This is a genomic window from Bacillus sp. 2175, assembly GCF_057812155.1.
The window spans coordinates 2,803,573-2,816,546 of record NZ_CM173819.1; the positions used below are offsets into that span (position 1 = coordinate 2,803,573).

Below are 12,974 nucleotides of genomic sequence, written 5' to 3' on the forward strand. Positions count from 1 at the left end.
TTGTTGCTTATAAGAAGAAATTTACTAAATTAAAAAAGTTTACATCTACTTAATATTGATTTTATCTGCTGCTACATGGTTTTTATTTTGCATATAAGAATAATGAATTTGACAAATTTATGAAAGGTACTGCATTTAAGGTGAAAGGTAAAATGATTTCGTTTAAACTACAAATAGCTACAATAACAACATACGTATATTGTTAATCGTAAAAAGGAGAACGAATGAATAAGAAATATACAAACCAAATTCATACTGATATGAGTTTTAAACCGAAAGATATTATAAGTTTAATGACGGATTACTTTAAAATGAAATCAAAGCTGCGTCCTATAAAGGATTTGCCTGTTGTTTTATCAAATAAAGATAATGAAGCGTTAGAGAGTGTTACATGGTTTGGCCATTCTGCTTCTCTTTTGAAAATAGAAGGTAAAAAACTGTTATTAGACCCGATGTTTGGAGATGCCTCTTCCCCATTTCCCTTGTTTAATAGTAAGCGTTATAGTGGTGCTTTTTCTTTAGAACGTGATGACCTTCAAGAAATTGATGCGATTATCATTTCTCATAATCACTATGATCATTTGAATTACAAAAGTATTATGCAGTTAAAAAATCGCGCAAAACACTTTTATGTTCCAACTGGAGTTGCACAATATCTTATTAAATGGGGTGTTTCACCTAGTAAAATTAGTGAGCATAATTGGTGGGACGAAATTACGTTTGATAATATTAAGTTAGTATGTGCGCCTGCAAGGCATTTCTCTGGACGTGGTATGACAGATAGAGATCGTTCATTATGGTGTTCATGGCTTATTCTTGGTCAAGAGACTAAAATTTTCTTTAGTGGTGATAGCGGTTATGCCCCTCACTTTAAGGAAATTGGTGATAAATACGGTCCATTCGATCTTACATTAATGGAATGCGGGCAATATGATCCGAGGTGGTCTGCTATTCATATGTTGCCTGAAGAAACGGTACAAGCTCATATTGATGTTAAAGGAGAATTACTTCTTCCGATTCATTGGGGTGCTTTTACGTTAGCATTACACGAATGGAGTGACCCGATAGAACGTGTTACGAAAGAAGCTAACCGTTTAGGAGTTAAAATTACAACGCCACAAATTGGCGAATCTATTACGTTAAAATCTACAGACTATCCTTTATCCGCTTGGTGGAAGGAAATTTAATTTTAAAATATAAAAAGAGCGAATCCTCTTATAAAGAATTCGCTCTTTTTTCTGTATTTAAACTTATTTCACTATATTGGATCTCCCACTATCTAATACTCTATTTGCTGGTACACTGGACATTTCAACCACTGTATTCATACTCTTATCAGTCAGTTCAATGAGTTCGTTTTCATGTTTTATTTTATTTAAATCCCACACCATTCCATGAAATTCATTATGTTGACCACTTACCTGTATAATGCTTTTTGTTTTATTTGAAGGCTGTATTTGAAGGTTTGTAAATTGATTCCCACTAATTTCATTTGGCGTAGTTACTTGACTATCCATATAAATCATATTTACACAGTCTTCTAAAGAAAAGTTCATAAAACGATTGGCATTTATCCAAGCTTGTCCGGTGCTCGGTTTTTTCGCTACTAATTTCAGTCCAGTTTCCATTCCTACAACTTTAATATTTTCGAAGTTAACAAACGAAATTTCATTTTCTTTTCCAGCAGAGTATAAAGAAATTCCGGTACCTTTATTCGTTTCCGTCCAATTGATAATATTTATATCTTTTATTTGTGTTTTGTTCCAAGTGTTATAATATTTATTTTTACCGTCTAAATAAATAACTTCAGAGTTAAATTTAGGATCGTCAATAGTTATATACGCTCCTTCAATGGATGCGTTTTTCTCTAGTTCTAAAACTCTAAAGTTTCCCTCAACTACAAATTGGGATCCATAACCAAATAATAATTTCACACCTTTTTTAACAATGATTGGTGACGTGATTTTATACTTTTTATCATCAAGCAATACAGTTTTAATTTTACTAGACTCTGCTTTATTAATAGCAGATTGTATTTTTATTGAATCATTTTCCCCTTTAAAGTTTTCTACATACAAGTTAGTACTTTTAGCTGCATAGTCTTTTTTGTTGTATTGATAAAAAGCAAAAATAATTAAAACTATACCAATGAGTAAAACAATTATTTTCTTCATCGTACTCACCCCATATCGATTAATCTATGGCTTTTATATTCAGGTTATTATTATTTTGCTTTGTATTTCAGATTACCATTGCTGCTTTGTCTATTAATCCCTTCCTCTATCCTTAATAAGCTCTTACTGGCGATATAAGATGTACTGCTGCAGATTGCTCTCCTGCTTCAATCAATATCGGTCGCATAGAACCTCCAAAACTTAAAGTAATCGTTTCTTCTTTTATTGCTCTTAAAGCATCAACCATAAAACGCCCATCGAAAGATATATTTAATTGTTTTTCACCTTGAATCGCATCTATTTGTTGCGTTTCAGATATTTTCCCAATTTGAGAAGCGTTTGAAGAAATTTTAATTGTGGATTCGTTTATGATTTCTAAGTTAACATTGTTATTAGCCCATTCACTTGCTAATAAACTTGATCGGTCTACACCTTGTAATATCTTTTTTCTATCTACGTTAATAATCGTTTTAAAATCATTTGGAATAAGGTTAGAAATATTAGGATATTTCCCTTCAATTAGTCTTGAATATAATGTAGTTGTTCCGAGCGTAAATATAATATGACTCTCTGAAAGGTAGATATATACGAATTCCGAATTGCTGTTCATTAATTTTAGAAGTTCACTAATGGTTGCGCTTGGCACAATACAATTTGCTTTTACATCTGAGGAAAGTAATGTTTCTCGTATCGCTAGTCTATGTGAGTCAGTTGCAGCGCAAATTAACTTATTATTAGATAACTCTATATGCACCCCAGTAAGAACAGGTCTAGATTCATTTTTTGCTACCGCAAAGACTGTTTGTTTAAATACTTCAATCAATTGCTCTGTCTCTACCTTGATTTCTGCATGATTGTCTATAAGCGGTACATTCGGAAACTCATCTGCAGGAAATCCATTTAAACTTAATGTGATTTCTTCTGATTGTATCTTAATAGTTTGCTCATTCTTACTTTTTATTGCGATATCACTTGGCATTTTCTTTATTATTTCAATGAAATACTTTGCAGGTACAACCATAGTTCCTACCTTTAAAATAGTTGCAATCTTTTCGTCTTCAATTGAAACAGGAATGAATTTTTCAATAAAAATATTTGAGTTACTTGCAATTAAAGTAATTCCAGATTGATCTGCAGTTATTTTTATACCAGATAATATAGGAATTAAAGATTTTGTTGATATTGCTTTGTTGACTTCTGAAAGTGCTTGAGTGAATTGTTTGTGATTAACGATAAACTCCATGTTTCCCCCGCCTTACATGAGATAATATTTTTATGAAGATTGATGAACGATTGTTCCGTTAAAAAAATAAGGTACTGTTTCTTTCTTTTGTAATAAATATAGTAAATGTTCTGGTATGCGTAAATACGGTGCTGCTATATGTAATTCCATCCAAGTAATCTCTTCGATTTCTTTTGGCCTTGATATATATGTCTCCCCGCCGATTATTTCGCCTAGAAAATTAAAGAAAATTGCATGATGATCTCTTTCCTCGAAAAAGGCTTCACTGATAGAACAAATCCCGTTTACGTTTATGTGTAACCCTGTTTCTTCTTTTACTTCTCGAATTACTGCTTCTTCTAATGTTTCTCCTAGTTTAACTGCGCCACCTGGTAATGTATAATAAGAACCATTTTCCCCTTTGTTTTTTACCATTAAGATCTTTTCATTAGTTTTATCGTACAAAATCGCGTATGTAACATTAACTTTTTTCATATGTACCTCCTCTATTTTAAATAAAAGGAATTTTCTGTCTTCTATTCATTCTACCATTAACTCCTTTTAATATATATAAGTTAGTTAAGTCTTGCCTTTACCGCTATTGTTGGAGTTAATAAGAATAGGCTACTGATATAAAAAAAGAACGTACCTTAGGAAGATTATCCAAAGTACGTTCTTGCAGTTTTAGTATAAAAATTGATTCAATTAATACTGAAATTAATAATAACCTCGCCCTTATTGCATTTGTATTTCAAATACTAACGTTAACAAATTCTATATACTTTTTAACCGTTTTTCTAAATAATAATGATTATGTCCTTTCGGATGATCTTCACTTACTCCAATTACTTTATATCCATGTTTCTTATAAAAATCAGGTGCTTGGAAACTAAAAGTATCTAAATTAATTAACCTACACCCTTTTTCAATTGCAAATTCTTCAATAAGCTTTATTAACTTGCTTCCGTAACCTTTATGCCTATATTCTTCAGAAACCCATAGAAACTCAACGTGTACATGGTGCCAAAAAGTTATTGCTGTTACCCCACCTACTATTTCTTCTTTTTCATTTCTTACTATGAAACTAACCTTTTCTGAAGGTGTTTTTTCTTCATCTGCAAGATATTTTTGATTGTATTCAATTACTTTCTCTCTTATGTAATCACTATCTTCTTGTACCCACTGCTGTACTATTTTCATTTTAAGTGTCACGCTCCTTTTTACTTATCTATTCAATTTTATAATGAAATTGTCCTGTCTTTAATAAGTTCGTAAAGAAGCAAAGTTAATGGAATAAAAAAGAGCCCTAACATGAGGACTCTTTTTAAAATTAAGCTACTTTCCGATGTAAATGTTTTAGTTCCTTTTTCTTTTCTACATTTGGTGGGCGGATTAATATTGAAATAATGAAGGAAATAACACTTAAAACACCGATTATAATGAAAGTTGGTTGAAATCCCCCGAGTATCGCTCCAATAAATGATCCTGCAAGCGCACCAAATCCGAAACCTTGGTAGACAATCCCGTAATTTGTACTATGGTTTTTTAATCCAAAGAAATCTCCGACAATAGCTGGGAATATAGTTATATTACCGCCGAAGCAAAAGGCGACACTTGCTACACAAGCAAAATAGATTCCGTAATTTAGCGGAATAAAACTTAAAGTAAAGACTGACAATCCTATAATAATAAACGTTGCAGAGACAATTTTCATTCGGCCGATTTTATCTGATAACGTCCCAAGAATAATTCTACCTACTGTATTAAAAATTGCAATCATAGCAACGGCGTTTGCAGCGGTTGCTGCGCTAAGTCCAACGAGTTGTACACCGATATCTTTTACCATACTGATTAAATACAAACCACCCATACACGAGGTAAATAACATAAAAAATAGCAGATATACTTGTTTCGTTCGCATCATTTCACGCGGAGTATAGTCATTGTGCAATGTTTCAGTTACAGCATTACTTACAATTGCCTCACGTAAGAAGAACGATCCGATTAACACTAAAAGTAACACGATAATACCCCAATATAAGAATGCTTGTGATACACCAAGGTTATCGATAAAATTTCCGTTTATATATCTAAAGATTAAGCTGCCCATTCCATACGCTGATACAGATATACCTGAAATAAGCCCTTTCCGATTTGGAAACCATTTAATTAAATTAGATAGTGATGTAATATAAGCTGTTCCATCCGCATAACCAACAACAACACCAGCTAATAAATATAATAGTGGTAAGGAAGAAACTTGTGAACTAAGTATTAAGCCGAGTCCTAAAACAATTCCTGCAGTAGCAATAAGTTTCCGAAGTCCTAATTTTTTCTGCAATTTTGCTGCAAATAAAGTTGAGAATGATAAAGAAAAACTTGTTATAGAGAAAGTTATCGCTACTGAATTAAGATTCCATCCAAACTTACTTACAAGGGGTTGATTAAATAAACTCCATGTATAAATTGTTCCAAGGCCAATTTGAACAATGATTGTACCTAGAACAATTAGTAACGGATTTATAGAAGTTTGTTTCATACTAACTGTCCCCTTCTTTTATCTTGACATAGATTTTCACAGTTAGTATATCCATCGTAAATTGCAAGATACTGTACGGAAAATGGTAATTAAGTTCATATACACAAAAAGACACTTCATAAAGAAGTGTCTTTTGCAGGTTATATCAGATGTTTCTAAAGAAAGCTTTGTTAAGATAAGCCATTTTCGAATGCTTATGTATATATGTTATCAAATAATTTCTTATATGTGATGAGACTTAAGACGTATTTTTCATTCATCATATAGTCGGATGAAAAATTAATATTCGATTTCATCAAAATCCTTCGGCTGCGGTACAGTTTGCATATTAGCTGCATCTTTAGGATCGCTATAAATTGCATTTTGCTCTGTATTTACATCTTTTATATTTTGTTTTTTATTTTTGTTCACTTTATCTTTCACTTACAATCACTCCTTTTTGTTATAGGAGTAATTATGCCCTATTACCGTTACTAAATGTATCAGCGACTAAATTACTAAATTCACGTAAATAATATAAGTAATTATCACCGCCGTAGTTATATCTTTTGTTATACATTTTTGCAACAACTACATTATATTCAGGTATTACTAAAATAGTCGGTCCAGTAATCCCTAATATTTGATATGACCCTTTTGGAACACGTTCACCAAGTTCGCTTAATTGTGCAGGTTCATTTTGAACGAACCAAAACAAGCCATTTTGTGGTAGCTCTTTATTTACATATGTTGGACTCTGCAAACTCGTAGCGATTTTTATAACTTCTTTTGGAACAATTTGCTTACCGTTTATCACACCTTGATTTAAATGAAGATTGCCCCAATAAGCAAATTCTCTAGCTGAGACAAACAGATTTTTTTCAGTACCGTCATCTACCGTACCAATTTCACTAGTCGCGTCTTCATTTGGATTATTAACAACGTCAACTAAATTTTCATCTCGCTGAACTCTCCAACCTGTTTCTTGAAAATTAGCAGGCTTAAAAACACGCTCCTTTAACAATTCAGGAAAACTTTTGTTATATAGCTGATAAATAAGACGTGTCATCATTCTTACATTAATATCTCTATATGCCCATGCTTGTCCCGGTTCAAATTCACGAAAAATTGTCCCGTCATTCATTTCTTCTAATCCGTGCGAATGTGTTACCAAATGTCTTATCGTTGTTTTACCAAGCAATGCAGGATTAAAGTCTTTAAAATATTTTATCGCTTCATCATCAATAGAGTTTATTTTCCCCTCGTAAAGCGCATACGCTATCATTAATCCTAAATAACTTTTTCTAGCAGAAGCAACGTTGAACTGCGAAGATGCGGTTACTTTTTTATTAGTCGATGTATTTGAGTGATAACCGCTATAATGCTCTAATACGACTTTATTATTTTTTATAATACAAATTGCTGTAGCAGAACTATGATTTTTTTCTTTTATATTCTCTACCCAAGAAATCAACTTATCATATGTATACAAATAAATCCCCCTTAATACACATCAAAATTACAGTATGAAAGAAAAGTATAAACAGTATTTACACCTTTCTTTCATATAAAATATTAATGATGTACTATATTTAAATAATCCACCAGTTCCAGCAATTAAAGCAACCAAAACATCCGGCACAACCTACGCAACCACCACATCTGCCACCGCCGCAACCGCCACAGCGTCCACCACAACCTCCGCATCCGCCACAACGACGTGCATCGCCTTGGATGTAATAATATGGATATTGGCTTTGTTGTTGATCCCAATACACAACATTACCAGTTTGATAATCATTAAGGTTTAATGTTTGTAATTCATGTTGAAACTGATTCATTACGAACCCCTCCATTTATAAATATAAATTTCGCCCAAACGTTAAAGTTTATATATTTTTGTAAACAAAATAGAAACAAGACTATAGACTAAATGCGTACATCAACAAAATATGAACTTACACTAGGTGATGTACCTTGTTTTTCAGCCTATTTTCTTTATATTTATTCGATGGACGTATTTACTATAAATAAAGTGATTTAAAAATTACTAATCCAACAATTTAGTAGTTCATCACTTAACTTTCTTTCTAGTAATTCCTTCACTAAAGGCATTGGCATGATTTCATAATGATTTAAGGCTTCTTTATTATAATCTATTCAGTGAAATGCTAAATGAGACTCGCTCGATTTCGGTGTTAAGTCCGTATGTAAATCTTGTGACTCTACTTCAAAAATGTGATTAATTTCATGATGGAGCACTTCTTTATCTTGCCATTGATTTTCTATGACTCCTAAAAATTGTTGTATACTACAGTTTACTCCAAGTTCTTCTCTTAACTCTCTTATTAATGCATTCTCTACTGATTCTCCAATTTCAACATGGCCACCAGGTAAAAAATAATGATGGCCAATATATTCAGCAACTAATAATTTTTCATCTTTTATCATGACTGCTCGTACAATATGATGGAATTTACTTTTCAATTGATATTCCTCCTAGTTATTCAATGTATAGTTGCTCAAAATAGTCATTTAGTATTGGTATAATATAAATCATAGGTGTTTCATACGGATGCATATCATTAATAACTTCAAGAGCATCTTTTACAAGTTCTCGTTTACACTTTATTTCAACTTTACATTCTTGCCCTTCGCATATTCGACCAATTTCTCCATTAAAAGGAGATGCCTCGTCTAAAGGTCTCCAATATCCTTTCACTGAACTATAGGAAAGACAATGGTCATATTCGCCCGTTTTACATGCTCCAATTTTATTTAATTCATCCCTTAATGTTTCAATATATTCTTCAGGAATGAATACTTCAATTTTCAATTCAGTAAATTGCATATTTCATTTCACACCTTTACTTCATAATAGTTAAACAAATAAACGATATACTTGCTCACCATCATACTCCTGTCCTAATGATATGAAACCATATCGTTCATATAGTTTCTTTGCAGAGATATTATCTTTATGTACTGTTAATCTAATTTCTTTACACGATTTAAAAGTATTTTTTATTATATTAATACTTTCTTGTAATGCTGCTTTTCCATAACCATTACCTTGCTGCGATTGATCAATAATAAATCCGTTAATCCAATACATATCTGATGTCTCTCTTACAACAGCATGCATAACAAAACCAACCATAAGGTCACCATCGTATATAGCGAGTGGTATGTACTCTACATTGTCACCATCTGGTTTTATATATACTTTAGCAAGCGAAACTGCTACGGATGGAACAAATTTCAACTGATTTTCTTTAACTTGTAGTTTTAATGCTTCTTCCCAATTTTCTCTCGTAACAACCTTTAACTGGACATTCAATATTGTAAGCTCCCTTATATAGAGGATGTATGTTTATATTCAACGTAGCGAAATAATTCCCTTTTTCGACAACGACTTATAACATAATTTTTATAAAATCTTGAATGAATTTTTCTGCATCTATTTCTAAAGCTATACGGGCTCCTTCAGATTTAGAGTTAGGGCGAAAATCAGCAAATGTTTGTCCTTTCGTATCTCCGTATGTATCTACATTCACTGTACGATGCGCAAATTCAAAAAAACTTTGGTTAACTAATCCACTTATAGCAACCACATCATGAAGCAATGGCCCTTCGATAGATGGATTAAGTTTTTGGTATGCAGAAAAATAGTAATCATACATTGGTTTCATTATCGTATGGAATGGATTCTTTGAATTAGCTTGAATATAGTCAAACACATTTGGTGTTAACACAGCTTTGTTTGTTACATTTAAAGGGAATATGAATAAATTCTTTGCTTGATGGAAAACAATTTTACTTGCTATAGGATCTCCATACACATTTGCCTCTGCTAACGGCGTAACGTTTCCTACTTCTAAAAAAACACCACCCATGAAATAGATTCCTTTTACATTTAGCATTAAATCATTCCATAAATTAAAAGCAATTGCTAACGAGGTAGATCTTCCTACATCAACAATTGTCAAATCTTTTCCGTACTTTATAAGAATCGCAGCAATACTGCCGAAATTATATATTGGAATAGATAATACATTTTCTGGAACATGGATAGGCCCTAATCCTTCTGCTCCGTGAATTTCAGGATAGTACGTAGTAATTTCTTCTGTAAGTGGTTTTGTTGCACCACTAATGACAGGAATGTCTTGTCTATTTGCTAACTGCAAAATATACGTTGCATTATGTGCAGCATGTATATGCTCAACATTTCCGTATCCAGTTACAATACCGACAATTTCAATTTCGGGATGCAGTAAGCCATACATAATGGCAAATGAGTCATCAATACCTGGGTCTCCGAAAAATAATACTTTTTCCAAGAAATACGCTCCTCTCACGAAAAAATTGAGTCATTAGTAACTATGTATATGAAAAAAGCAAGTATATCTATGCAAATTTTAGAATGGATAATGTTTTACAAAATATTAAAAAGGAACTAGCGTATGCTAATTCCTTTCTTGAGTAACCATTCTCAAATTTAATTAATTATCGTATCCTTCATAAATTGCATCATTTATTTGATTTTGTATTTTTGTATCATCAGGTACAGGTTTCCACCAATTTCCTGTAATAAATAACATAGTTAATAAATTATAACTATCACTAAAATAACTTTCTCTCTTATTCTTCATCCAATCCCAACCGCTATTTACCCACTTTTGATTATTGCTACTTGTTATACTTGCAGCAATAAACGGTGAAACAAATACAGCAGTTGAATAACTACCAATATTAGATCCATTTAATTGATAACCATCCACAATTTTAGAAGGATTTCCATTCGTTTTATTTTGAATCCACGAAGAAACTTTATCAGAAATGACTTTACTTCTTTTCTCGCCGTACATCGCATAGTCCATTACAATTCTCAATGGTACCCGACTAGCATTGTAATAATATGCATTTGTATATTCTGACTCATCTAAGAAGTCTTTAGGTGCGGGTTGTGGTGGGTTTTTTACAACGAAATCTGAAATAAGTCCTGTATTTGGAGAGTATGTATTACTAAATTGCGTATAAACATCGTACAAATTATTAATAACAGTAAGCCAAGTTTTATCACCTGTAAATTCATAAAATGCTCTAAGGTGTGACATCATCCAATCAGATGGTCTCGTATCAAGTGAACTTTTAGAATCCCAATCTCCTAAATTTAGTCGGTTATTATTTGTAACATTACTAGCTTTAATACCTTTTGTAATCATGTCTTGTGCTTCTTTCAAATAATTAACTGTTCCATTAGATCCCCACTGCTTATGAGCAAGAAGAAGAGAATACGCAATATCTAAATCTCCATCAGTAGCAGAATCAAAATGACCTTGTGCTTTTTTACTATCTGCGACAACCCATCCCATTAAATTAGGATTTTGAGAACTTTTAAAAGTTCTTGCTGTTTTAAATAAACCGTCATAGATTTTTTGAGCATTCGAATCATAACCAGCCATTAATACTGTAATTATCATCCCATACCCTTGACCTTCTGAAGTTCCAAGTGGCTTAAACCCATCTGCATCACCTGTAATCTCTCCTTTTATGTAATAACCACCAGGTAAAGAAGATAAATCATTTTTCAAATATTTCTTTTTCCAATTATCGTAGTAACTTCTTACAGAAGCATTTAAACTTTCCTGTGTAACATGATTCGGTTTTATAACACCTGCATAATTAACTTGCTGCGGAAATGGTTTCATTTCCTTTGCAGCAGCTACTTGTTGATTAACTACGGGAATAGAATTTTGTACTGAATTGTCCGTTACACTTGCTGCGAAACTAGAATTAGAAAAACTAGCTAGTCCGATTCCTACAATAGAAATACATGTGAAAATTTTTCTTTTTCCATTCATTATGTTGTCAGCTCCTTTTAAAATGCTTACTACATAAAATGTAACATACAATATTTAACTGAAATACAAAATATTATATTTATCAACATAAGAAAGAAACTATATAAAAAAGTATCATAAAATCATTATTGAATTACATTATACGGATTGATTATTTACTAAATTCCTATGTTTTTCTTTTCTTAATACTGGTATATGAGCAATCACAATTCCAAGTATAGTAATTCCACCGCCAATTATTGAAACTAAAGTTGGCACTTCTCCTAACCATATCCAAGCAATGAAACACGCAGTTATTGGCGTTAAATATAGAGAACTTGTTGCTTCAGAAGCACCAGCACGAGATATAATATAGGCCAATGCAATATACGGGAGTACTGTTGGAAAGACACCTAAATATATAACACTCAAGTTAACTTCAAGAGGAGCTGCTAATATTTCTTGATAAACTCCGGGTAAGAAAATAAGCATACATACAGTACTAGAAAAAATTGTATATATGGTAAATGGTAAGAAACCGTATTTTTTTAAGTAAGATGTTTGGAAAACGAAAAATAGACTTTCTGAAATCGCCGCTAATAATATAAATAATCCCCCGCTATTTAATTGAATAGCGTCGCCTTGGCTAAATGAAATTAAGGCAATTCCTGCAAAACTCATTACACCACCGATCCAGCCATTTAATTTCATTTTTTCATTCAAAAAAACAGAAGCAAAAATTGCCGTCACTATTGGAGTGACTGAAATTATTAAACTTGCAGATCCAGCATTGACTGTTTTTTCGCCGTAATTTAATGCGATGTGATAAATAGTAAACCCTAAAGCACCAAATATAAAAAATGCTGGGATATCCTTTAAATCCGGTAATCGTAGTTTGTATATAAATGAAAATAACAAAAGTATAAATGAGGCGATTAATAAGCGTAGTAAAGTAAGGTGTTCAGGCGTATAAGATTCAAGCCCCAGACGAATTGCTGGAAAAGCAGTTCCCCATATAAGAATTGTAAAAGCATGAGCACATATAATGCGTAAATCCCATTTTTTATTATGCATGTTTTCTCTCCCTCCTTAATAAACCAACCATTTTTAAATTACCAATTATTTCTTTTCATCATATTTAATAGTTGATACAATGTCTTCAACCAGTTATTTATCGGAAAAACCAACCACTTTGAATCTTTTAAATTAACGAAGGA

General features: G+C 32.2%; 14 protein-coding genes and 1 pseudogene. 1 reads left to right on the plus strand and 14 read right to left on the minus strand.

Annotation, left to right across the window (positions count from 1 at the left end; all coding sequences use genetic code 11):
• The first annotated feature begins 224 nt into the window (after nucleotides 1-224).
• Nucleotides 225-1,187 carry an MBL fold metallo-hydrolase gene (locus ACXKY9_RS14650; RefSeq protein ID WP_001037078.1) on the plus strand — a complete coding sequence of 321 codons (963 nt, stop codon included), beginning with the start codon at nucleotides 225-227 and terminating at the stop codon, nucleotides 1,185-1,187.
• 63 nt (nucleotides 1,188-1,250) lie between these two features.
• Here ACXKY9_RS14650 and ACXKY9_RS14655 read toward each other — a convergent pair whose 3' ends face one another.
• The 14 genes and pseudogenes from ACXKY9_RS14655 to ACXKY9_RS14720 form a co-directional block, all read right to left on the minus strand.
• Entirely contained in the window at nucleotides 1,251-2,174 is a 924-nt protein-coding gene (locus ACXKY9_RS14655) for a hypothetical protein (RefSeq protein WP_000721076.1), read from the minus strand.
• Between the two features lie 112 nt (nucleotides 2,175-2,286).
• Nucleotides 2,287-3,417, minus strand: coding sequence for a DNA polymerase III subunit beta (dnaN, locus tag ACXKY9_RS14660; RefSeq protein ID WP_000394484.1), 1,131 nt, complete (start codon nucleotides 3,415-3,417; stop codon nucleotides 2,287-2,289).
• Nucleotides 3,418-3,447: 30 nt separating this feature from the next.
• Nucleotides 3,448-3,891, minus strand: coding sequence for an NUDIX hydrolase (locus ACXKY9_RS14665; RefSeq protein ID WP_000757608.1), 444 nt, complete (start codon nucleotides 3,889-3,891; stop codon nucleotides 3,448-3,450).
• A 279-nt stretch (nucleotides 3,892-4,170) separates the two neighbouring features.
• Nucleotides 4,171-4,596 (minus strand): GNAT family N-acetyltransferase, encoded by a 426-nt coding sequence (locus tag ACXKY9_RS14670; protein WP_000706907.1) that lies wholly within the window; start codon nucleotides 4,594-4,596, stop codon nucleotides 4,171-4,173.
• A gap of 130 nt (nucleotides 4,597-4,726) precedes the next feature.
• Nucleotides 4,727-5,935, minus strand: coding sequence for an L-lactate MFS transporter (locus tag ACXKY9_RS14675; RefSeq protein WP_000815125.1), 1,209 nt, complete (start codon nucleotides 5,933-5,935; stop codon nucleotides 4,727-4,729).
• Between the two features lie 279 nt (nucleotides 5,936-6,214).
• Nucleotides 6,215-6,358: a hypothetical protein gene (locus ACXKY9_RS14680; RefSeq protein ID WP_000653680.1), complete on the minus strand. Its 144-nt coding sequence runs from the start codon at nucleotides 6,356-6,358 to the stop codon at nucleotides 6,215-6,217.
• A gap of 31 nt (nucleotides 6,359-6,389) precedes the next feature.
• A complete protein-coding gene (locus tag ACXKY9_RS14685; protein ID WP_000288900.1) occupies nucleotides 6,390-7,406 on the minus strand; it encodes a serine hydrolase domain-containing protein in 1,017 nt (338 codons plus the stop codon).
• Nucleotides 7,407-7,506: 100 nt separating this feature from the next.
• A complete protein-coding gene (locus tag ACXKY9_RS14690; RefSeq protein ID WP_001071345.1) occupies nucleotides 7,507-7,755 on the minus strand; it encodes a heterocycloanthracin/sonorensin family bacteriocin in 249 nt (82 codons plus the stop codon).
• Nucleotides 7,756-7,954: 199 nt separating this feature from the next.
• Nucleotides 7,955-8,401: pseudogene (locus tag ACXKY9_RS14695) on the minus strand (NUDIX domain-containing protein).
• 16 nt (nucleotides 8,402-8,417) lie between these two features.
• The gene (gene cutA, locus ACXKY9_RS14700; RefSeq protein ID WP_001160775.1) at nucleotides 8,418-8,765 is read right to left on the minus strand and encodes a divalent cation tolerance protein CutA; all 348 of its coding nucleotides are present in this window, start codon (nucleotides 8,763-8,765) and stop codon (nucleotides 8,418-8,420) included.
• A 30-nt stretch (nucleotides 8,766-8,795) separates the two neighbouring features.
• On the minus strand, nucleotides 8,796-9,254 hold the full coding sequence (locus ACXKY9_RS14705) for a GNAT family N-acetyltransferase (protein WP_001102682.1): 459 nt from the start codon (nucleotides 9,252-9,254) through the stop codon (nucleotides 8,796-8,798).
• Between the two features lie 76 nt (nucleotides 9,255-9,330).
• Nucleotides 9,331-10,254: a nucleoside hydrolase gene (locus ACXKY9_RS14710; RefSeq protein ID WP_000416798.1), complete on the minus strand. Its 924-nt coding sequence runs from the start codon at nucleotides 10,252-10,254 to the stop codon at nucleotides 9,331-9,333.
• 162 nt (nucleotides 10,255-10,416) lie between these two features.
• Complete coding sequence (locus ACXKY9_RS14715) at nucleotides 10,417-11,778, minus strand: family 8 glycosyl hydrolase (RefSeq protein ID WP_001013594.1); 1,362 nt, start codon at nucleotides 11,776-11,778, stop codon at nucleotides 10,417-10,419.
• A 138-nt stretch (nucleotides 11,779-11,916) separates the two neighbouring features.
• The gene (locus tag ACXKY9_RS14720; RefSeq protein WP_000551608.1) at nucleotides 11,917-12,831 is read right to left on the minus strand and encodes a DMT family transporter; all 915 of its coding nucleotides are present in this window, start codon (nucleotides 12,829-12,831) and stop codon (nucleotides 11,917-11,919) included.
• Nucleotides 12,832-12,974: the final 143 nt, after the last annotated feature.